The 20,753-nt window shown below is 73.5% G+C and carries 21 protein-coding genes; 13 read left to right on the forward strand and 8 right to left on the reverse strand.

All coding sequences use genetic code 11. From position 1 onward, the window contains the following. The first annotated feature begins 187 nt into the window (after positions 1-187). From P2H44_RS00880 to moaE, 13 genes are all read left to right on the forward strand, one after another. Complete coding sequence (locus tag P2H44_RS00880) at positions 188-1,384, forward strand: MFS transporter (protein ID WP_275761525.1); 1,197 nt, start codon at positions 188-190, stop codon at positions 1,382-1,384. 96 nt (positions 1,385-1,480) lie between these two features. Then, positions 1,481-2,683 carry an MFS transporter gene (locus P2H44_RS00885; RefSeq protein ID WP_275761526.1) on the forward strand — a complete coding sequence of 401 codons (1,203 nt, stop codon included), beginning with the start codon at positions 1,481-1,483 and terminating at the stop codon, positions 2,681-2,683. Between the two features lie 99 nt (positions 2,684-2,782). After that, on the forward strand, positions 2,783-4,027 hold the full coding sequence (gene coaBC / locus P2H44_RS00890; RefSeq protein WP_275761527.1) for a bifunctional phosphopantothenoylcysteine decarboxylase/phosphopantothenate--cysteine ligase CoaBC: 1,245 nt from the start codon (positions 2,783-2,785) through the stop codon (positions 4,025-4,027). Beyond that, positions 4,027-4,500 (forward strand): dUTP diphosphatase, encoded by a 474-nt coding sequence (gene dut, locus P2H44_RS00895; RefSeq protein ID WP_275761528.1) that lies wholly within the window; start codon positions 4,027-4,029, stop codon positions 4,498-4,500. Before coaBC ends, dut begins: the two co-directional genes overlap by 1 nt. After that, a complete protein-coding gene (locus tag P2H44_RS00900; RefSeq protein ID WP_275761529.1) occupies positions 4,500-4,949 on the forward strand; it encodes an RrF2 family transcriptional regulator in 450 nt (149 codons plus the stop codon). The genes dut and P2H44_RS00900 overlap by 1 nt, the downstream gene beginning before the upstream one ends. Positions 4,950-5,082: 133 nt before the next feature. Next, positions 5,083-6,093, forward strand: a complete 1,011-nt coding sequence (gene cysK, locus P2H44_RS00905; RefSeq protein ID WP_275761530.1) for a cysteine synthase A — start codon at positions 5,083-5,085, stop codon at positions 6,091-6,093. Positions 6,094-6,204: 111 nt separating this feature from the next. After that, the gene (locus P2H44_RS00910; RefSeq protein ID WP_275761531.1) at positions 6,205-6,759 is read left to right on the forward strand and encodes an acyl-CoA thioesterase; all 555 of its coding nucleotides are present in this window, start codon (positions 6,205-6,207) and stop codon (positions 6,757-6,759) included. Positions 6,760-6,896: 137 nt separating this feature from the next. After that, positions 6,897-8,090, forward strand: coding sequence for an acetyl-CoA C-acyltransferase family protein (locus P2H44_RS00915; protein ID WP_275761532.1), 1,194 nt, complete (start codon positions 6,897-6,899; stop codon positions 8,088-8,090). A 160-nt stretch (positions 8,091-8,250) separates the two neighbouring features. Then, positions 8,251-8,565, forward strand: a complete 315-nt coding sequence (locus tag P2H44_RS00920; protein WP_275761533.1) for a glycine zipper domain-containing protein — start codon at positions 8,251-8,253, stop codon at positions 8,563-8,565. Positions 8,566-8,623: 58 nt separating this feature from the next. Next, entirely contained in the window at positions 8,624-9,190 is a 567-nt protein-coding gene (locus P2H44_RS00925; protein ID WP_275761534.1) for a hypothetical protein, read from the forward strand. A 201-nt stretch (positions 9,191-9,391) separates the two neighbouring features. Continuing rightward, positions 9,392-9,949, forward strand: a complete 558-nt coding sequence (gene pgsA, locus P2H44_RS00930; protein WP_275761535.1) for a CDP-diacylglycerol--glycerol-3-phosphate 3-phosphatidyltransferase — start codon at positions 9,392-9,394, stop codon at positions 9,947-9,949. Continuing rightward, complete coding sequence (moaD, locus tag P2H44_RS00935; RefSeq protein WP_275761536.1) at positions 9,949-10,194, forward strand: molybdopterin converting factor subunit 1; 246 nt, start codon at positions 9,949-9,951, stop codon at positions 10,192-10,194. Before pgsA ends, moaD begins: the two co-directional genes overlap by 1 nt. A 1-nt stretch (position 10,195) precedes the next feature. Continuing rightward, on the forward strand, positions 10,196-10,678 hold the full coding sequence (moaE, locus tag P2H44_RS00940; protein ID WP_275761537.1) for a molybdopterin synthase catalytic subunit MoaE: 483 nt from the start codon (positions 10,196-10,198) through the stop codon (positions 10,676-10,678). 135 nt (positions 10,679-10,813) lie between these two features. On the opposite strand, the gene P2H44_RS00945 is transcribed toward moaE, so the two are convergent. From P2H44_RS00945 to flgK, 8 genes are all read right to left on the reverse strand, one after another. Then, complete coding sequence (locus P2H44_RS00945; protein ID WP_275761539.1) at positions 10,814-11,533, reverse strand: SOS response-associated peptidase; 720 nt, start codon at positions 11,531-11,533, stop codon at positions 10,814-10,816. A 154-nt stretch (positions 11,534-11,687) separates the two neighbouring features. Next, the gene (locus P2H44_RS00950; protein WP_275761540.1) at positions 11,688-12,671 is read right to left on the reverse strand and encodes a glutathione S-transferase family protein; all 984 of its coding nucleotides are present in this window, start codon (positions 12,669-12,671) and stop codon (positions 11,688-11,690) included. A 114-nt stretch (positions 12,672-12,785) separates the two neighbouring features. Continuing rightward, on the reverse strand, positions 12,786-13,568 hold the full coding sequence (locus tag P2H44_RS00955) for a PhnD/SsuA/transferrin family substrate-binding protein (protein ID WP_275761541.1): 783 nt from the start codon (positions 13,566-13,568) through the stop codon (positions 12,786-12,788). A 336-nt stretch (positions 13,569-13,904) separates the two neighbouring features. Then, positions 13,905-15,485, reverse strand: a complete 1,581-nt coding sequence (locus tag P2H44_RS00960; protein WP_275761542.1) for a cisplatin damage response ATP-dependent DNA ligase — start codon at positions 15,483-15,485, stop codon at positions 13,905-13,907. Beyond that, a complete protein-coding gene (locus tag P2H44_RS00965; RefSeq protein ID WP_275761543.1) occupies positions 15,486-16,493 on the reverse strand; it encodes a ligase-associated DNA damage response exonuclease in 1,008 nt (335 codons plus the stop codon). A gap of 417 nt (positions 16,494-16,910) precedes the next feature. Beyond that, positions 16,911-17,978, reverse strand: a complete 1,068-nt coding sequence (locus tag P2H44_RS00970; protein ID WP_275762083.1) for a flagellar basal body P-ring protein FlgI — start codon at positions 17,976-17,978, stop codon at positions 16,911-16,913. A gap of 253 nt (positions 17,979-18,231) precedes the next feature. Then, positions 18,232-19,236 carry a flagellin gene (locus P2H44_RS00975; protein WP_275761544.1) on the reverse strand — a complete coding sequence of 335 codons (1,005 nt, stop codon included), beginning with the start codon at positions 19,234-19,236 and terminating at the stop codon, positions 18,232-18,234. Positions 19,237-19,291: 55 nt separating this feature from the next. Next, positions 19,292-20,752 carry a flagellar hook-associated protein FlgK gene (flgK, locus tag P2H44_RS00980; protein ID WP_275761545.1) on the reverse strand — a complete coding sequence of 487 codons (1,461 nt, stop codon included), beginning with the start codon at positions 20,750-20,752 and terminating at the stop codon, positions 19,292-19,294. Between the last annotated feature and the right edge of the window lies 1 nt (position 20,753).

Consider the following 20,753-nt stretch of genomic DNA (forward strand, 5'->3'; position numbering starts at 1 on the left):
TGGGGAGGCGTTTCGCCCGCCGCCCGGGCGTCGCGGGCGCGAAGACCGGCCGGCAAGGCCTTGCCCGCGCAACGGCCGGAACGGGGCGCACGCCCCCATGGACGAGGCCCCGGGCCGCCGATAAGGTCGCCGAACTTTCCGCGTCCGCACCGTCCGCGCGGCGCGTCTTCCTCGGAGGTCCTCGTCCATGCCCGGCATTCTCGCGCTGGGGCTCGGCTATGTGTTCAGCCAGTTCTACCGGGCCTGCCTGGCCGTTCTCGCGCCTTACCTGACCGCCGACCTGGGGCTCGACGCCGCCGACCTGGGCCGCGCCTCGGGCGCCTGGTTCCTGGCCTTCGCGCTGATGCAGATCCCGGTGGGCGTGGGGCTCGACCGGCTGGGGCCGCGCCGGACCGCGGGGCTGCTGTTCGGAATCTGCGCGGCGGGGGGCTCGGCGATCTTCGCGCTGGCCCAGGGGCCCGTGATGATCACCGTCGCCATGACCCTGATCGGGGCCGGCTGCGCGCCCGCGCTGATGGCGCTGTTCTACATCTACGCGCGCGAGTTCGACATGGCGCGCTTCGCCTTCCTCACCTCCTGCACCGTGGGCATCGGCACGCTGGGCAACATCGCGGGCACCGAGCCCTTCGCCGTCCTGATCGAGGCGGTGGGCTGGCGCGCGGCGATGGGGGGCTTCGCCGCCGTCTCGGCGCTGTCGGCGGTCGCCTCGCTGGTGCTGGTGAAGGACCCGGTGCGGGTCGATCCCGCGGCGGGCGAGGGCCGCGACCGCGGCTTCCTCGAGTATTTCGAGCTGCTGCGGATGCCGGTGTTCTGGGCGCTGATCCCCATGGCGATCGTGAACTATGCGCCCGCGGCGGGCATCCGCGGCCTGTGGGCGGGCCCGTACCTCTCGGAGGTCTTCGCCCTGCCCCCGGTCGAGGTCGGCCGCGCCGTGCTGTGGATGGCCATCGCCATGTCGCTGGGCGCCTTCTGCTACGGCCCGCTGGACCGGATCTTCGGCACCCGCAAGTGGATCGTGGCGCCGGGCAACCTGGCCGCGGCGGGCCTGTGCCTGGCGCTGGGGCTGTGGGCGGACGGCTCGGCGCAGCTGGCCACCGTGCTGCTGGCCGCCATCGGCTTCATCTCCGCCACCTACACCATCGTCATGGCCCACGCCCGGGGCCTCGCGCCGCTGCGGCTGGTGGGGCGGACGGTGACGATGATGAATTTCTTCGTGATGGCGGGCGTCGGCCTCGCCCAGCCGATCACCGGCGAGGTGGTCGAGGCCGCCCGCGCCGCCGGCGCGCCCCCGGCCGACGCCTACGCGCAGGTCTTCATGCTCTACGCCGCCGCGATGGCCGTGGCGACCGCGGTCTACCTGTTCAGCCGAGACGCCAAGCCCTGAGGCGCCGGCCCTCCCCGGCGCCGCATGCAGGTCGCTTCAGACGACCGGCGCCGGGGGACCTGGACGACAAGAAAAAACGGGTCTGGGAGGACCTCCATGGATCTCGCCGCATTGATGGTGATCTACATCCTCAGCCAGTTCTACCGCACGTTCATGGCGGTGCTGGCGCCGGCGCTGACCGCCGACCTGGGCGTGACGGCGGCCGAGCTCTCGCACGCCGCGGGCTCGTGGTACCTGTTCTTCTCGCTGGCGCAGCTGCCCACGGGGGTGCTGCTGGACAAGTTCGGGCCGCGCCGCGTGGTGGGCACGTTCCTGTGCGGGCCGGCCTTCGTGGGGGCGCTGGTGTTCTCCCAGGCCACGACCGCGGGGGGGCTGACGGCAGGGGTGGCGATGATCGGCATCGGCTGCGCGCCGATCCTGATGAGCGGCATGTTCCTCTTCGCCCGCCGCTACCCGCCGGCGCGCTTCGCCACGCTCTCGGGCCTGATGATCGGGGTGGGGGGCTTGGGCAACATCCTGGGCGCCGCGCCCTTCGCGCTGGCGGTCGAGGCCTTCGGCTGGCGCGAGATGATGCTGTTCCTCGCCGGCACGGGCCTGGTGTGCGGCCTCGTCGCCTACACCGTGCTGCGCGACCCGCCGCCCCTGCCGGTCGAGCCCGGGGCGAAGGACGCGGGCTTCCGCGGGTTCCTGGAGCTGCTGCGCATGCCGCTGCTGCTGGCGATGCTGCCGCTGGCGCTGACCAACTACGCGGTGGCGGGGGGCATCCGGGGGCTGTGGGCGGGGCCGTACCTGTCGGACATCCACGGCTTCGACGCGGCGGCCATCGGCATGGCGACGCTGTGCATCGCGGTGGCGATGATGACCGGCAACTTCGTCTACGCCCCGCTCGACCGCGTGTTCGGCACGCGCAAGCCGCTGATCCTGAGCGCCAACATCGCCGGCTTCGTCTGCGTCGCCTGGCTGGCCTTCGGGACGCCGGGGGCCTGGACGGCGGTGGCGCTGATGACCGCCTGCGGCTTCTTCGGGGCCACCTACGCGGTGCTGATCGCACACTGGCGCAGCTTCGTGCCCCTGCGCCTGACCGGGCGAGGCGTGACGCTGATCAACGTCACCGGGATGCTGGGCACCGCGCTGGGGCAGTTCGCGACCGGCGCGATCTCGGACGCGCCGCTCTCGGTCGGGGACTTCGTCGAGGGCTATCACCGGGTGTTCCTGTGGTATGCCGCGACGCTGCTGATCGGCCTGACGGTCTATGCGCTGTTCGCCCGCGACGCCCGGCCGGACCAGGTCGCCGACTAGCTTCGCCCGTGAAAATGGCCGATCCCCCATCTTGCAGCGGGGATGCCGGATAACTACGCTTCGCGCTCGGGGAATGTCCTGCATCCGGGTGGAGCCGACATGCTGCACGCAAAGCGCATCCTGCTGGTGATCGGCGGCGGGATCGCCGCCTACAAGACGCCGGAGCTGGTGCGCCAGTTCCGCAAGCGCGGCGCCGCCGTCACCTGCGTGATGACCCGCGCGGCGGAGGAGTTCGTGGCGCCCCTGGCGCTCGGCTCCGTCTCCGGCGCCAAGGTCTACCGGGAGCTCTTCGACCTGACGGACGAGGCGGAGATGGGGCACATCCAGCTCTCCCGCTCCGCCGACCTGGTGGTGGTGGCCCCCGCGACCGCCGACCTGATGGCGAAGATGGCGAACGGGCACGCCGACGACCTCGCCTCGACCCTGCTGATGGCGACCGACAAGCGGGTGCTGATCGCGCCCGCCATGAACGTGCGGATGTGGGAGCATCCGGCGACGCAGCGGAATCTCAAGACCCTGGAGCGCGACGGCGTGCTGGTGGTGGGCCCGGACGAGGGCGACATGGCCTGCGGCGAGTACGGCCCCGGCCGCATGTCCGAGCCGCCGGCCATCGTCGACGCCGCCGCGGCCGCGCTGGGCGGCGGGCCGCTGGCCGGGCGGCGCATCCTGGTCACCTCCGGCCCGACGCACGAGCCCATCGACCCGGTGCGCTACATCGCCAACCGCTCCTCCGGCGCGCAGGGCACGGCGCTGGCGAACGCGCTGCGCGACCTGGGCGCCGCGGTGACCTTCGTCACCGGCCCCGCCGACGCCCCCCGCCCCAAGGGCGTGCAGATCGTCGAGGTCGAGAGCGCGCGCGAGATGCTCGCCGCCGTCGAGGCCGCGCTTCCCCCGCAGGGCGCCGCCGCCGACGCCGCCGTCTTCGCCGCCGCGGTGGCCGACTGGCGGGTGGCCTCGGCCTCGACCTCCAAGATCAAGAAGCAGGCCGGCGCGCCGGCCCCGGCGCTGGAGTTCGCCGAGAACCCCGACATCCTCAAGACCGTCTCCCGCTGGACCGAGGGGCGCCCCGGCCTCGTCGTCGGCTTCGCGGCCGAGACCGACGACGTGGTCGCCCACGCCTCCGCCAAGCGCCTGCGCAAGGGCTGCGACTGGATCGTGGCGAACGACGTCTCGCCCGCCACCGGCATCATGGGCGGAACGGAGAACGCGGTGATCCTGATCACCGGCGAGGGCGCCGAGCCCTGGCCGCGCCTGACCAAGACCGAGACGGCCCGGCGCCTCGCCCGCCGCATCGCCGACCACTTCGCCGGCCCCGACGGGGCGCAGGACCGGGGGGCCGCGTGATGGAGATCGAGATCGCGCTCGCCCGCCTGCCCCACCACGACCCCGCCCTGCCCCTGCCGGCCTACGAGACGACGGGCGCGGCCGGCATGGACCTGCGCGCCTGCCTGCCCGACCGAGGGGAGATCGTGCTCGCCCCCGGCGCCCGGGCGCTGGTGCCCACCGGCCTCTCGATCGCGCTGCCCGAAGGGTATGAGGCGCAGGTGCGCCCCCGCTCCGGCCTCGCGCTGAAGAAGGGGCTGACGGTCGCCAACGCGCCGGGCACCGTCGACAGCGACTATCGCGGCGAGGTCGGGGTGATCCTGGTGAACCTGGGCGCCGAGCCGGTCGGGATCGCCCACGGCGACCGCATCGCCCAGATGGTGATCGCCCCCGTGACCCGCGGCCTGTGGCGCGAGGTCGAGACGCTGGACGAAACCGCCCGAGGCGCCGGGGGCTTCGGCTCCACCGGCGTCGGCGAAAGGACCTCGCGCTGATGCTGAAGCTGACCCGCAAGACCCTGCTGGCCATCGAGGCGGTGGCCGACATCGCCTACAACGCCCGCCCCGACCCGGTGCAGGCCCGCGACGTGACCGAGCGCCAGGGCATCCCGCAGCGCTACCTCGAGCAGGTGATGCAGGCGCTGGTGCGCGCGGGCGTGCTGAAGGGCGTGCGCGGCCCCCGCGGCGGCTACACCCTGGCGCGCGAACGTCGCCGGATCACCGTGGGCGACGTGGTGCGCGTGGTCTCGACGCTGGACGCCGAGGACGGCGACGCCGGCCCCGCCAGCGACCTGGGCGTCGCCGTCGTCTCGCCGGTGTGGGAGGAGATGCAGCGCGACCTGCTGGAGCGGCTCGACCGCGTGACGATGGAGGACCTGTGCCGCGAGGCCCAGCGCCTGCGCGTGCCCCGCGCCGACGAGACCCGGCCCGACTTCACCATCTGAGTCAGGATTTTGCGTCGGGCGGCGCGCCGACTCGCCGCAGCCCTCCCGACTTCGTATATAGATGCCAACCGCGCCGCGGACCGGCCCCCCCGCCGGACCGACAGGCGCCGACCCCAGCGAGGGAGGACCCCGCATGACCGCCGACAGACACGCCGCCGCCGTCCCCGAGCCCAGCCACGAGCCGAACCCGGGGCGGTTCACCCCGCCGCGCGGCCGGATCTACGACGACGTCACGCAGACCATCGGCTCCACCCCGCTGGTGCGCCTGTCGCGGCTCGGCGTCGAGCGGGACCTGAAGGCCGAGATCCTCGCCAAGCTGGAATTCTTCAACCCGATCGGCTCGGTGAAGGACCGCATCGGCGTCGCGATGATCGACAGCCTGGAGCGGACCGGCAAGCTCAACCACGACACCACGGTGATCGAGCCGACCTCTGGCAACACCGGCATCGCGCTGGCCTTCGCCTGCGCGGCGCGGGGCTACAAGCTGATCCTGTGCATGCCCGAGAGCATGTCGATCGAGCGGCGCAAGATGCTGGCCCTGCTGGGCGCCAAGCTGGAGCTGACCGACCCCGCCCGCGGCATGCGCGGCGCCATCGAGCGGGCCGAGGAGCTGGCCGCCGAGATCGGCGACGCCGTGATCCCCCAGCAGTTCGAGAACACCGCCAACCCCGCGATCCACGAGGCGACGACCGCCGAGGAGATCTGGGCCGACACCGACGGCCAGCTCGACGTGTTCATCGCGGGCGTGGGTACCGGCGGCACCCTGACCGGCGTCGGCCGGGTGCTGAAGCACCGCGCGCCGCACGTGAAGATCGTGGCGGTGGAGCCCGAGGACAGCCCGATCCTGTCGGGCGGCGAGCCGGGCCCCCACAAGATCCAGGGCATCGGCGCGGGCTTCGTGCCCGGCAACCTCGACCGCGCCCTGATCGACGAGGTCCTGACCATCGGCAACGAGACCGCCTTCGAGACGGCCCGCAAGCTGGCCGCGGTCGAGGGCATCCCGGGCGGCATCTCCTCGGGCGCCGCGGTCGCGGCCGCGCTAGAGATCGCCGAGCGCGAGGACATGGCCGGCAAGCGCATCGTGGTGATCCTGCCCAGCTTCGCCGAGCGCTACCTGTCGACCCCGCTGTTCGAGGGGCTCTGAGACCCCGGGCCGGGACGTCCGCGCGGCGTCCCGGCCCGCGCCCCCTTGCTGCGCAGGCGCTCCGGCCGTTAGGTTGACATACTCGAGAGTATGCAGCGCCGGAGCCGCTCCATGTATCCCTTCTTCCGCGTGGCCCGCGAAATCCGCCGCGCCAACAGCCTGCCGCCGCTGGCGCCGGGCGAGACGCATGTGACGCGCACCCGCTGCTGGCCGCAGGACCTCGACCCGGCCTGGGAGCTGAACAACGGCCGCTCGCTGACGCTGTTCGACATGTCGCGCATGGCGGTGCTGCGCCGCTGCGGGATCTCCGCGCTGATGAAGCGGCACGGGCTGGGCATCGCGGTGGCCGGCTCGGCCGTCACCTACCGCAAGCGCGTGCGCCTGTGGGACCTCATCGAGCTGCACGCCACCGTGGTGGGGATCGACGAGCGCTTCATCTACGTCGACCACGTGCTTCACGCCAACGGGGTCCCCGCCCACGGGCTGGTGGCGCGCATGGCGCTGTTCGACGCCTCGGGCATCCAGCCGCCGCCGAAGCTGCTGGCCGACCGAACCGAGCCCGGCTGGCGCGCGCCCCTGCCCGAGCCCATCGCCGCCTGGGCCGCCGCCGAGAAGCTGCGCCCCTGGCCCCCGGTCGCCGCGGACCCCGCCCGGGCCGCCGCCTGACCGGGTCCCCTGACCGCGGTTGCTGACCGGGCGGTCAAGACGAGATTGGACAAGCCCCGCGACGGGCGTATGGTGCGCCGCCGAAGGGGCGGCCCCGGCGCCGTCCGAAAGCAAACATGACGGGAGAGACCATAGCCATGCCCAGAGACGCGCTGCCCAAGGAGATCGTGATCCTCTCCGGCGCCCGCACCGCCATCGGCACCTTCGGCGGCTCGCTGGCCGGCACGCCCCCGACCGAGACGGGCGCCCAGGTCGCCAAGACGGCGATGGAGCGCGCCGGCGTCGATCCCGCGCAGATCGGCCACGTCGCCTACGGCCACGTGATCAACACCGAGCCGAAGGACATGTACCTCAGCCGCGTCTCGGCGATCGGCGCGGGCATCCCCGACTCGACGCCCGCGATGAACGTGAACCGCCTGTGCGGCTCCGGCGCCCAGGCCATCGTCTCGGCCGCGCAGTCGATCCTGCTGGGCGACGCGGACTATGCGCTCGCCGGCGGCGCCGAGGCGATGTCGCGCGGGCCGTACATCCTGCCCGCCGCCCGCTTCGGCCAGAAGATGGGCGACATCAAGGGCATCGACATGATGGTCGGTGCCCTGAACGACCCGTTCGGCCACGGCCACATGGGCATCACCGCCGAGAACGTGGCGGCCGAGCACCAGATCTCCCGCGACGAGATGGACGCCTTCGCGCTCGAGTCGCAGAAGCGCGCCAAGGCCGCCATCGAGGCCGGCTACTTCGACGAGCAGATCGTGCCGATCGAGGTGAAGAAGGGCCGCGACATGGTCGCCTTCGCCACCGACGAGCATCCGCGCATGACCTCGGCCGAGGCGCTGGCCGGGCTGAAGCCGGTGTTCAAGAAGGACGGTTCGGTGACGGCCGGCAACGCCTCGGGGATCAACGACGGCGCGGCCGCGCTGGTGCTGGCCGACGGCGAGGCCGCGGCGCGCGCCGGCCTGAAGCCCCGCGCCCGCATCCTGGGCTACGCCCACGCTGGCGTGCGCCCCGAGGTGATGGGCATCGGCCCGGTCCCCGCCGTCCAGCAGCTGCTGGAGCGCACCGGCCTGACCGCCGCCGACTTCGACGTGATCGAGTCGAACGAGGCCTTCGCCGCCCAGGCCTGCGCGGTGAACAAGGGCCTCGGCCTCGACCCCGCCAAGGTGAACCCCAACGGCGGCGCCATCGCGCTGGGCCACCCCGTCGGCGCCACCGGCGCGATCATCACCGTGAAGTGCCTCTACGAGCTGGAGCGCATCGGCGGGAAGTACGGCCTGATCACCATGTGCATCGGCGGCGGCCAGGGCATCGCCATCGCCGTCGAGCGCCTCTGATCCGGCGGCGTCGGCCGCCCCGGCCCCCGGCCCGACATGCGGCCGACGCAACCGTGACCATTTGCGGGCGGCGGTGGAGTTTCCCCGCCGCCCGCTTACATTTCATGGCGTGGAATCGTGCGCCGTCGCATCGGCGCGACCAACCGAGGAGACCCGTGCCATGGCCACCGCCAGCACCGACGACAAGTACGCGGAGCTCTCGAAGCAGATCGATGCGCTGCGCGCCGACCTGTCGAAGATCACCGAGACCATGGGCGACGTCGCCCGCATGGAGGTCGAGGACGCCAAGGGCCGCGTGAACGGCGTGACGCGCGAGGCGAAGGCCCGCGGCCGCCGCGCCGCCCGCCGCGCCCGCATGGAGGCCGAGCAGGACATCGAAATCGCCCAGAACTACGTGCGCGAACGCCCGCTGACCGCGGTCGCCGGCGCCGCGGCCCTGGGCCTGGTCTTCGGCTTCCTGACCGCGCGCCGCTGAGCGCGCGCAGGCCGGATCGAGGCGCGGTCGATGACCGAACGGCGATGAGGGGGAGACGATGAGGCGAGCACCCGGACCGGGCACGCCCCGCGGCATGATCGGCCAGCTGGGCGACCAGCTGACCCTCGAGGTCGGGCGCGCGGCCAGCGTGGGCGCGGCCTCGGTCGTGGCCACGGCCACGCCGCCGCTGGCCTTCGCCTTCTTCGCGGCGGGCGCCTGCACCTGCCTGACCATCGCGGGGCTGATCTGGCTCGCCGCCCTCTACGGCTGGGTCCCGGCGCTCGCGATCGCCGGCGGGGTCTACGCCCTCGTCGCCATCGTGATCTTCGCCGCCAACGGCTGGCGCCTGTCCTCGCCCACCGTGCCCGCCGCCGCCGTCGCGCCCATCGTGGCCGCGGCCGAGGCGCAGGGCGTGGCCGAGGGGGCGGCGGGCGTGCCCCCCGGCGCCGCCGCAGGCCTCGGCCATCCGGGCGCGGGGATCGAGCCCGGCCTCGGCCCGATGTCGAAATACGAGCGCGACCTCGAGATCGCGATGATGGCGGCCTCGGCCTTCCGCGACGCGTCCGAGATCGGGCGCACCCTGCGCGGTCCCGGCCGCGGACGCCGCCGCCGCCGCGGCCTGTGACCGCGACGACCTGATCCGCGGCGCCCCCGCTGCGATGGGGGCGCCGCCGTCTGATTTCCCGCGCGCGACCGACCCGAGGCTCGGCGGCGGGGACGCCGTCGGCGCGCCTCCGGGGTTTCAGGAGGCTCGAACCGCTCCGCCCCGACCTCGCCCGACCTTCGCGCCGCTTGACTGCGCGCTCCGCCCGTCGGAAAGAGCCCCATGCCGTTGACCGTCCCCAACCTGCTCACCCTGCTGCGCCTTCTCGCGGCGCCGGCGGTGGCCCTCGTCTACGTGGTGGCGCCCCGCCCCGCGGCGGACGCCGTGGCGGTGACCCTGTTCATGGGTGCCTCGCTGACCGACTTCTTCGACGGCTGGCTCGCCCGCCGCTGGAACCAGCAGACCGAGTTCGGCCGCATGCTGGACCCGATCGCCGACAAGGCGATGGTGACCATCGCGCTGGCGGTGCTGATGATGCTGGCGGGGGTGGACCCCTGGCTGATCATCCCCGCCGCCGCGATTTTCCTGCGCGAGACCGCCGTCTCGGGCCTGCGGGAGCATCTGGCCGGCCGCGTGACGATCCCGGTGACCAGGCTCGCCAAGTGGAAGACCACGGTGCAGATGGTGGCCATCGGCGCCCTGTTCCTGGAGCCCTGGGGCGAGCCGATGCGCTACGCCGGCCTCGCCCTGATCTGGCTGGCCGCCGCGCTGACGGTGGTGACCGGCTGGGACTATTTCCGCCGCGGCCTCGCCAGCTCGGCGATGCGGGGAGAAAGCTGATGCGCGTTCTCTACTTCGCCTGGCTGCGCGAGCGGATCGGCGCCGGACGGGAGGAGGTCGAGACCTCCGCCCCCGACGTCGCCGCCCTGATCGCGGAGCTGAGCGCCCGGTCCGAGGGACATGCGCTGGCCTTCGCCGACCTCAAGGCCGTGCGCGTCGCCGTGGACCAGGAGGCGGCCGAGCTGGACGCGCCCCTGGGCGACGCGCGCGAGGTCGCCTTCTTCCCCCCGGTGACCGGGGGCTGAGATGGCCGACGCGCCCGCGCCCGTACTGCACGTCTCGGTCCAGGAGGCGGACTTCGACCTCGCCGCCGAATGCGCCCGCCTGACCGAGGGCCGCGCCGACGTGGGCGCGCTGGTGACCTTCACCGGCCTGGTGCGCGACCGCGGCGGCGACGTGCCGGTGTCGGCCATGGAGCTCGAGCACTATCCCGGCATGACCGAGAAGGCGCTGACCGAGATCGCCGAGCAGGCGCTGGCGCGGTGGCCCCTGCAGGGCGCTGTGGTGATCCACCGCTACGGGCCGCTGCTGCCCGCCGACCGGATCGTGCTGGTCGCCACCGCCTCCCCTCACCGGCAGGCGGCCTTCGAGGCGGCCGAGTTTCTGATGGACTGGCTGAAGACCAAGGCCCCCTTCTGGAAGAAGGAGACCACCCCCGACGGCGCCCGGTGGGTCGACGCCCGCGAGAGCGACGACGCCGCCGCCGCCCGCTGGGGGCGCGAGGGCTGAGGCCCGGGGCCGTTTCGGATCTTCCGGAATCGGGTGCGCCGTCCGGCGGCGTCGGCAGGCCGGCCTTCGGCCGGTTTTCGCCTTCGGCGGAGCGGACGGGAGCCGGCCTTCGGCCGGATCTCGCCTGCGGCGGGGTCAGGCGGTCCCGGGCGCCCCGGTCTCCGGCTCCCAGGGCGCGATCAGCTCGGGATCGTCGTCCTTGATGCCGTTCACCCGCGGCGCGACGGTGTGGTGGGCCCAGAAACCCTCGGGCGCGGGCTTCATCAGGGTCGCGGCGCCGCGGCCCGCCTCCCCCAGCCACAGGGCCATGTCTTCGGGCGCGATCACCACCGGCTCGCGGTGGTGCAGCTCCGCCAGGTCGGGCCCCGCGCCCGTGGTGACGATGGCGCAGGCGGCCAGGGTCTGGCCGTCCTCGGGGTTCTTCCAGGTCTGCCAGACGCCGGCGAAGGCGAAGAGCGAGCCCTCGGCCGGCCCCGCCGCCGGGCGGATCCAGTGCGGCTGCCGCCGCTCCCCGACCTTGGTCCATTCGTAGAAGCCGTCGGCCGGGATCAGGCAGCGCCGCTCCCGACAGGCCTCGCGGAAGGCGGGCTTCTCGGCGATCGTCTCGGAACGGGCGTTGATCAGCAGCGGCCCGCCCGAGGGCGTCTTGTACCAGCGCGGGATGAAGCCCCAGCGCAGCGGCGCCAGCAGGCGCGCGCCCTCATGGCTCAGCACCACGGGGATGTCGGTGGTGGGGCAGACGTTCCAGCGGGGGCCGAGGTTGCCCAGCCGCTCGGACAGGCGGGCCGAGGGCTCGGCCGCGAAGGTCTCGAGCACCGAGGTCTGGGGCGTGGTCAGGGCGAAGCGTCCGCACATCCCCCAGACCTAGCGCGCGCCCGCCCGCGGCGAAAGCCGGGCTGCGTCGACGGCGCGCCCTCCGCGGCCCCAGACGGCGCCCCCATGCGCCCCCGCCCGCCGCGCGCCGCGGGCGGACCCGCGGCAGGGGCGCGACGGTCGACGCGGCGCCCGCTCAGGCGGCGGCCAGGCGCTCCCGTCCATGGGGGGCGTCCCAGTCCAGCTCGGGGCCCAGCGGCACGATGCGGTGGGGGTTAATCGACTCGTGGCTGTAGTGGTAGTGGCGCTTGATGTGGGCGAAATCGGTGGTGCTGCGCGCCTCCGGCCGCTGGTAGAGCTCCCGCGCATAGGCCCACAGCGCCGGCATGTCGCACAGCCGGCGGATGTTGCACTTGAAGTGCCCGAAATAGACCGCGTCGAACCGCGCCAGCGTGGTGTAGAGCCGCCAGTCCGCCTCGGTCAGCCGGTCCCCCATCAGCCAGCGCGAGCGGCCGAGCCGCGCCTCCAGCCAGTCCATCGTCTCGAACAGCGGGCGCACCGCGGCCTCGTAGGCTTCCTGGGTTGTGGCGAAGCCGGCCTTGTAGACGCCGTTGTTCAGCGTGTCGTAGATCCGCGCGTTCACCGGCTCGATCGCCTCGCGCAGGTCCTCGGGCCACAGCCGCTCCGAGGGGCCGGCGACCGCGTCGAAGGCCTGGTCGAACATGCGGATGATCTCGGCGCTCTCGTTCGAGACGATCGTGCCGCGTTCCTTGTCCCACAGCACCGGGACGGTGACGCGGGTGGTCGCCCCGGGGTCGGCCTCGAGGTAGATCTCGCGCAGGAAGCGCTTGCCCATCAGCGTGTCGCCGGTGGCGCCGGGAAAGCTCTCGTCGAAGGTCCAGCCGTCGTCGAGCATGTCGGGATGCACGACCGAGACGCCGATATGCTCCGCCAGCCCCTTCGCCTCGCGCAGGATCAGGGTGCGATGCGCCCAGGGGCAGGCCAGCGAGACGTAGAGGTGGTAGCGCCCGCTCTCGGCCTTGAAGCCGCCCTCGCCCGAGGGGCCGGGCGCGCCGTCGGCGGTGACCCAGTTGCGGAAGCTCGACTCCGAGCGCTGGAAGGACCCGTCGCCGCCGGTCAGCTCCGCCGTCGTCCACTCGCCTTCGACCAGCCGTTTCATGCCGCGCCTCCCGTGATTGTTCGCCGATCATAACCTAGGGCGGCCAGGGAGGCGCGCCCAGCGCCGGATTGGAGACGGTCCGTGGCCTGAACGGCGACGGACGGGGGCGCGCGATCAGCCCGCGTCGCGGGCGAGCGCGGCGAGACGGCGGGCCGCGTCGTAGTCGGGGTCGCCGAAGGCCACGATGCGCGCGAGCTTCAGCGCCCGGCGCTGCGGCTCGGTCGCGGGGTCGACCAGCGTCTCGACCAGGGCCGCGCGCAGGCGGGCGCGGGCCCCGGTCTCGGTCAGGGCCGAGGTCACGAAGGGCGGCGCCGGCAACGGGTCGGACCAGCCCACGGGGGCGAGCTCGGCGGCGGCCGGATCGTGCTCCTGCGCCAGCGCCCAGGTCAGCGCGTCGACCGAGGCGCCGTCGACCCGCCCCTCGGCCAGCGCCGCGAGCGCGTCGCGCGGGCTGGCGCAGGCCTCCACCTCGCCCACCGCCGCGGCGCCCAGGGCGTCGACCAGCGCGGGCAGGCCGCACAGGCTGTCGGCCCCCACCGCGAACCGCGCCCCGGCGAGCTCAGAGATCCCCGCCGCGCCGCCGCGCGCCACCGCGCCCCGGCGCGCCAGGAACACCGCCGCGACCTTGCCGCCGCCGCAGCCCTCCGCCTCGTAGGAGGGCGCGCAGATCAGCCGGGTGGCCGCCGCGGCGCCGGCGACATGGGCGTGCGCATCGGCCTGGGAGAACAGCAGCTGCGGGTCGGCCCAGCTCTCCGCCCCCGGACGGGCGCGGTCGAGCTCGGCCGGCGGCGCGAACCCCGCCTGCGTCAGGCGTTGATGAAAGGCGAACCAGAAGCCGTCGGTCGCCTCGCGCAGTTCGGGCCAGTCGAAGAGCGGCAGCGCGACGGACCCGCTCATGCGCGCCCCGCTCGATGCCGTTGCGGCGACGGGACGTCGGATCGTCCCGCGTCGACGGATCCGGGCGCAGGGGGCCTGCGCCGCCCGGCTCCCGGATGCAGGGTGCATCGCGTCACGCTGGTCCCGCTCCGTGAGTTGGGCTTGCAAGGCCCCGTGGTGAATTCTCTTCAAGTTGGGGGAACGCTAGCGGAAGTCCAACTGGCTCGACAAGGTGCGACGCAGCGGACGTTCACTCAGGGTTCAGTTGCGGGGGCTGAAGCGCGCAAGGCGCGGCGCCCGCTACGTCAAATGGCTCTCGGGGCCGATCGAGGCCCCGGGCCGCTCCCGGACGCCCGCTCACCCCGGCAGCATGGCGCGCAGGGTCGCCAGCCGGTCGGCCTCCTCGATCGGCTTGTCCCAGCGGATGCGCTTGATCCGCGGGAAGCGCATCGCGATGCCCGAGCGGTGGCGGGCCGAGGCCTGGAGCGCGTCGAAGGCCACCTCCAGCACCAGCCCCGGCTTCACCGCGCGCACCGGGCCGAAGCGCTCGGTCATGTTGGCGCGCACCCAGCGGTCGAGCTCCACCAGCTCCTCGTCGGTGAAGCCGGAATAGGCCTTGCCGACGGGGGCGAGGCGGGGGCCGTCCTCGGTCTCCTCCCAGGCGCCGAAGGTGTAGTCGGAATAGAACGACGACCGTTTGCCGTGCCCGCGCTGGGCGTACATCAGCACGCAGTCCGCGGTCAGCGGATCGCGCTTCCACTTCCACCACGGGCCGATGGGCCGCCCGCCCAGGTAGGGCGCGTCGCGGCGCTTGAGCATCAGCCCCTCCTCGCCCTCCTCCCGCTGGGCGGCGCGGATCGCGGCCAGCTCCTGCCAGTCGGCGAAGGGCACCTCGGCGGAGACGTCCAGCCGGGCCGGCGCATGGGCGGCGCGCCAGGCCTCGAGCCGCGCGCGGCGCTCGTCGTAGGGCAGGGGGCGCAGGTCGGCCTCGCCGTCGTGCAGCAGGTCGTAGGCGCGGATATGGGCCGGCAGCTCGGCCAGCATCTTCGCGGTCACCCGCTTGCGGCCCAGCCGCGTCTGCAGGTCGGCGAAGGGGCGGACCTGGCCGTCGACCACCACCAGCAGCTCCCCGTCCACGCATCCGCGCCAGTCCATCGCGTCGAGCAGGTCGGGGAAGGCCGGGCCCAGGTCCTCGCCAGTGCGCGAATAGAGGCGCCGGCCGCTTTCGGTCGCGACGGCCTGCACGCGGATGCCGTCCCACTTGATCTCGGCGGCATGGTCGGCGGGGACCAGCGTCTCCAGCCGCGCGTCCTCGACGGGGTTGGCGAGCATCATCGGGCGGAAGGCGAGCGAGAGGTCGGCGTCGGGCTCCGGCCCGCCTTCCAGCCATCGGAACAGGTCGGCATAGGGCGGGGAGAGGACGAACCACAGCTCCTCGATCCGCTCCAGCGGCCGGCCGAAGCCCTCGGCCAGTGCCGTGCGGGCGAGGCGGGCCGAGACGCCCACCCGCATTCCCCCGGTGCAGAGCTTGATCAGCGCGAAGCGGGCCGAGGAATCGAGCCGGTCGAAGAGCGCCGCCAGGATCCCCGGACGGTCGCTGCGGGTCGCCGCCTGGAGCGTGCGCACCACCTCGTCGAGGCCCGGCGGCGGGCCCGGCGGCCCGAGCGGATCGGGCCAGATCAGGGCCGTGGTCTCGGCCAGGTCGCCGACGAAGTCGTAGGACAGGCGGAACAGCGCCGGGTCGACCCGCGCCTCGGCCACGCCCCGGATCACCGAGGCCGTCAGGTTCGGCAGCTCCAGCCCCCCCGCCAGCGCCGCCAGCGCCCAGCCGCGGTCGGGATCGGGGGTGGTGCGGAAATAGTCCTGCAGAAGCTGCAGCTTGGCGGTGCGGCGCGGGCTGAGGACCAGCGCCTCGAGAAGCTGGGCGAAGCGGCGCATCTACATCGCCTCCTCCTCGCCTCGCCCGACGAGGGCGAGGGGGCGGGCGTCGATGCCGCGCTGACCGCACCAGTGGCACAGCGCCTCCTCGGCCCCGTGGGTGACCCAGACGGTCTGGGCGCGGGTCTCGAGGATCGTGGCCGTCAGCTCGTCCCAGTCGGCGTGGTCGGAGATCACCAGCGGCAGCTCGACCCCCCGCTGCCGGGCGCGCTGGCGCACCCGCATCCAGCCTGACGCCGCGCAGATCACCGGGTCGGGGAGGCGGCGGGCCCAGCGGTCGTTCAGGGCGCCGGGCGGGGCGAGAACGATCTCGCCCGCCAGCGCCTTGCCCTGGGAGCCGACCTGCTCCAGCGGACCCAGCGGCACGCCCTCCCGCTCGTAGACCGTGCACAGGCCGACCAGCGCGCCGTGCAGGTAAATCGGGCGATCCCAGCCGGCGGCGCGAAGCTCGGCGATCAGCCGCTGGGCCTTGCCGAGCGCATAGGCGCCGATGGCGTGGCAGCGCTGCGGGTGGGCGGCGACCGAGGCGAGCAGGCGGGCGATCTCCTCCCCCACGGGCGGGTGGCGGAAGACGGGCAGGCCGAAGGTCGCCTCGGTGACGAAGAGGTCGCACTCCACCGGCTCGAACGGGGCGCAGGTGGGGTCGGGCGCGCGCTTGTAGTCGCCCGAGACGACGGCGCGGGCGCCCTTCGCCTCGATCACCACCTGGGCCGAGCCGAGGACATGGCCCGCGGGGACCAGTCGGATCGTGGCCTCGCCGAGCGTCAGCGGCTCGCCGGGGACGAGCGCCTGGGTGCGGGCGAAGGCGTCGCGCCCGTAGCGGGCGGCGGCGATGGCGAGCGTCTGCGGCGTCGCCAGCAGCGCGCGCGAGCCTGGGCGGCAGTGATCGCCATGGCCATGGGTGACGACCGCGCGCCCGACGGGGCGGTGGGGGTCGATGTAGACGCCGGCGGGGGGACAGTAGAGCCCCTCGGGGCGAAGCTCGAGCAGGTCGGTCGCGCTGGACATGCGGGGAAACTGGCGCGGGCGGGGGTGCTCGGCAAGTCGAGCGCGGCGGCTGGCGATGCGCGGGAATGGGAGGCGAGATCTTCGGCTCGTCGGCACATGGGCGCTGGGGCTGCCGGAGGGGTGGACGGGCCATCCATCCTGCATTTGAGATGATCGCGTCGGCGATGCAGGCGCGACGCCCTCCGCAATCTTCCGCCTGGCTCGCCGGCCGCGCTTGAGCCTGGTCTCCGGGCAGCGCTGTAGGCTTGGGTGTTCGCGCAGCGGCACATGTCGATCTCCGCCCTTTGCATCCTTCGTCCTACGACTTCGTCGCCTGGGAGGACGTCGGGCCGCAGTCGTTCGGGGCGAGGCGCCGTGTTTGCGGGCGACCGTCTCCGCAGGCGCGAACGCATCGCCGCCCTTCGGCCTGTCGCGCGCCTATTGCACGATGAACTCCGCATGCAGGGCCCCGGCCGCCTTCACCGTCTTCAGGATCTCCATCAGGTCGCGCGGCGTGACGCCGAGCGCGTTCAGACCCTCCACCAGCTGGGAGAGCGTGACCTCGTTGCCGACGACCGCCAGGGGCGTGCCGGGATCCTCCTGGATGGCGGCGTCGGTGCGCGGGACCACGATCGTCTCGGCGCCGCGGGGCGCGAAGGGGTTGGGCTGCGAGACGATCGGCGTCTCGCGGATGCGCAGGGTCAGGTTGCCCTGGCTGATCGCCACGCGGCTGACCCGGACGTCGTCGCCCAGAACGATCGTGCCCGAACGCTGGTCGACGACGACCCGGGCGCGGCGGGCCGGCGCGACCTCGAGATTCTCCAGCGCCGACATCAGCTGGGCGGGCGCCATGCCGGCGCGCGGCAGGTCGAGCTGCACGGTGCCGGCATCCATCATCCGGGCGATGGGGCGGCCCGCGGCCTCGTTGATGCGGGCCGAGATGCGGGCGGCGGTGGTGAAATCCGGCTCCCGCAGCGCCAGGCGCAGGGTGCGCAGGGCGTCGAAGGCGAAGGCGATCTCCCGCTCGACGCGGGCGCCGTTGGGGATCACGCCCGCGGTCGGGACGCCCTGGGTCACGGTCTCGGCGGCGCCCTGGGCGACCACGCCGCCGGCGAGGACCGAGCCCTGCGCGACGGCGTAGATCTCTCCGTCCGCGGCGTTCAGCGGGGTCATGATCAGGGTGCCGCCCTGCAGACTGTCGGCGTCGCCGATCGCCGAGACGGTGACGTCGATCTGGCTGCCCGCGCGGGCGAAGGGCGGCAGCACGCCGGTGACGAGCACGGCGGCCACGTTGTTGGGCCGGAACTGCTCGCCGGTGATGTTCACACCCAGGCGTTCCAGCAGGTTGGTCAGCGCGTCTTCGGTAAAGGGCGCGTTGCGCAGCCCGTCGCCGGTGCCGTTCAGGCCGACCACCAGGCCGTAGCCGACCAGGTCGTTGCCGCGCACGCCGTCGAACTCCACCAGGTCCTTCAGGCGCACGCGCAGCGCGTCGGGGGCAGCCTCCATCACGCCCAACGCCAGCGGGGCCGCTCCGCCGCCCGGGGCGCCGCCGCCGCCGGCGAAATCGTTCCCGGCCTTGGGGCCGCCGTCCGCCGAGGCGGGGTCGGGCGCGATCAGGGACAGCGTCAGGGCAAACAGCGCGAGCGCGGCTGCAAGCGCCCGCCAAAGCCGTCCCGATTTCCCTTCGTATCGCGTCGTCGCCTTCTGCGTCGTCGCTCGACCGATCATCGTCGCTATCCGTTCGCCCGATGCGGAAACGTCACCTCAGGAAGTCCGTCAGGCTCAGCTGCGAGAGGCGCGAGGTGACGAGGAAGACGCGCTGCAGCTGCTGCTCGATGGCCTGGAATTCGGCCGCCGCATCATAGGGATCGCGCGAGACGGCATGATTCCAGGCGAGGTCCAGCGTGTCCTTGCGCGCCGCGATGCGAACCGAGGCGTCCTCGAGCGCCTGCTCGGACAGGCCCAGCAGGGCGCGGGACTGCACCAGCGACTCCCGCGCCGACATGGTGACCGCGGCCGCCTCCTCGAACAGGGCGCCCTGCGCATCCGCAGGACCGGCATAGGCGGAATCCACGGTCACGGCCGCGATGGCCAGGCCGCGCAGCAGCTCGCGCACCTCAGGATCGTCGGCGCGGCGTGAGATGTCGACGGAATCGCCCGAGTCGATGCCGGCGCGCGGAGCGTCTTCGACCGCGCCGAGGAAGCGGGCGTCGAAGCCGCCGCCGACGTCGAAATAGGTCTCGACCTGGGCGATCGCGTCCGCGGCGTCGGCCGCGCCGGCGACCACCGCCGCGACGTCGGCGAAGATCAGGTCGGGATCGTCCAGGGCCGGCGTGTCGACCGCCGCCCCCGAGAACAGGGTGCGCCCCGCATAGGTGGTGTTCAGGTTCTGGACGGCGTTTCGGAAGGCGTCCTCGGCGCCCGCGGCATGGATGCGGGCGGAGTTCATGTCGCCCCGCGCCACCGCCGCCGCCAGTTCCGGCCCCAGGCCGTCGGCGAGGCCCTGGAGGCCCCCCATGACGGATTGCGTCAGGCTCAGGCGTCCCTGCGCCAGAACCACGGTTTCGGCCTCGCGCGCGGCGCGGGCCTGCGAGCCTTCGATCGCCAGCAGGCGGCGCGGATCGCCGCCGGACGCGGCGAACAGGTCTTCTTTCTTGCCCGTGCTCAGTTCCCGTCCCGCGCGCTCGAGCGACGCGCGCACCGCGCCTGCGTCGCGCTGAAGGCGCAGCGTGGCGGCCAGGTCGGGCAACGGTCCCGTGATCATGCCTCGTCTCCCCAGGTGAGCGCGGCCGCGGCGAGGCCGCGCATCCGTATCGATCTCAGATGTCCAGCAGGCGGCGCAGCAGGCCGTCGACGACCTGCAGCACCCTGGCGTTGGCGGCGTAGGCCTGCTCGACCAGCAGCAGGTCCGACATCTCCCGGTCGCCGTCGACGCCGGTCGAGGCGGCCTCGGCCTCGGCCTTCACGGCGTAGCGACCGTCTGCGAAGGCCGCCGCGGCCTCGGCGTCGGCGGCGGCCCGGGCGCGCAGGGAGGCCACGGAATCCACCAGATCCGAGAAGCTGCGGGCGCCGCTGACGCCGGAGGTGGCCGGCGTCGGCAGCGCCTCGCGCAGCGCGTCGAGATGGGCGCGGGGCAGGGTGTCGAGGCCCGCCGGCCCCTCCGCCGCGGCGTTGAGACCGTCGCGCATCCGCCAGGCGGCGCCCCCGCGATCGGGATCGACGGCCGCGTTGACCTCCAGCCGCGCGGCGAGACCGACGACGTCGAGCGGGTCGAAGGCGCCGCCCTCGTCGGTGAACAGGCCGGGATCGCCGGCAGCGAGCGTGGGGTCGACGGCCGGATCCTCGAACCGCAGGATCAGATCTTCGGCGATGGCGTCGAGCTGGGCCTGCGCCTCGGGCGCCTCGACGTCGCGGATCGCGAACTGGGCGCCCAGGGCGGCGCCGTCCAGCGGGCCGGCGCCGGTTCCCGCGGCGATCGGCTCTCCGTCCAGGATCAGGGCGTTGAGGCCGCCGGAGGCCAGGGTCATGTCCGCGGTGATCAGGCTCTTGGCGTCGAACTCCAGCAGAGCCGGCCGCCCCTCCAGCAACGCCGCGCCGCCGGGGGCGTAGATCGCCACCACGCCGTTGTCGCGACGGGCGGTGCGCACCGGGATCAGCTCCGCGAGGCGGTCGATCTCCTCGCCCCGCGCCCCATCCAGCGCGGCGGTCGAGTCGCCGCCGATGGTGGCGGTGGCGATGTCCTCGTTCAGCGCGTCGATGCGGGCGAGCGAGTCGTTGATCTGCTCGACCATGCGCGTGATCGCCGTCTCCGCGTCCATCCGGGTCGACTGCACGTCGGAGGAGGCGACGTTCAATGCCTGCGCCAGGTCCTTGGCCGTCGAGACCGCGCCCTGCTGGAGCGACGGCGCCTCCGGCGTCTCGGCCAGGCGGGCGATCGCATCTTCCAGCGCCACTGCGCGCGAGGAGAGCGAGCCGACCTGGTCGGCCGTTCCGATGGCCTCGCTCAGCACCGACTGCGCACGCGCGAGGGTCTGGTCGCGGCCGAGATCCGACTGCGCGGACCGGCGTTCGAACGTGGCCCGCGGGTCGGTCGCGCGGGTCACCTCGTGCATCTGCACCCCGCGCCCGTCGCCCGCCCGGGAGGCGGCCGAGACCTGCAGCGATCGCCGCGCATAGCCCGGCGTCAGCGCATTGGCCACGTTGTCGGAGATCACCTCCGCCCGCTTGGAGGAGGCGGTGAGGCCGCTGAGGGCGTTGGAAAGGGCGACTCCGATGCTCATC

It is taken from the genome of Albimonas marina, assembly GCF_029223255.1.
In the GTDB taxonomy this organism is placed as follows: domain Bacteria; phylum Pseudomonadota; class Alphaproteobacteria; order Rhodobacterales; family Rhodobacteraceae; genus Albimonas.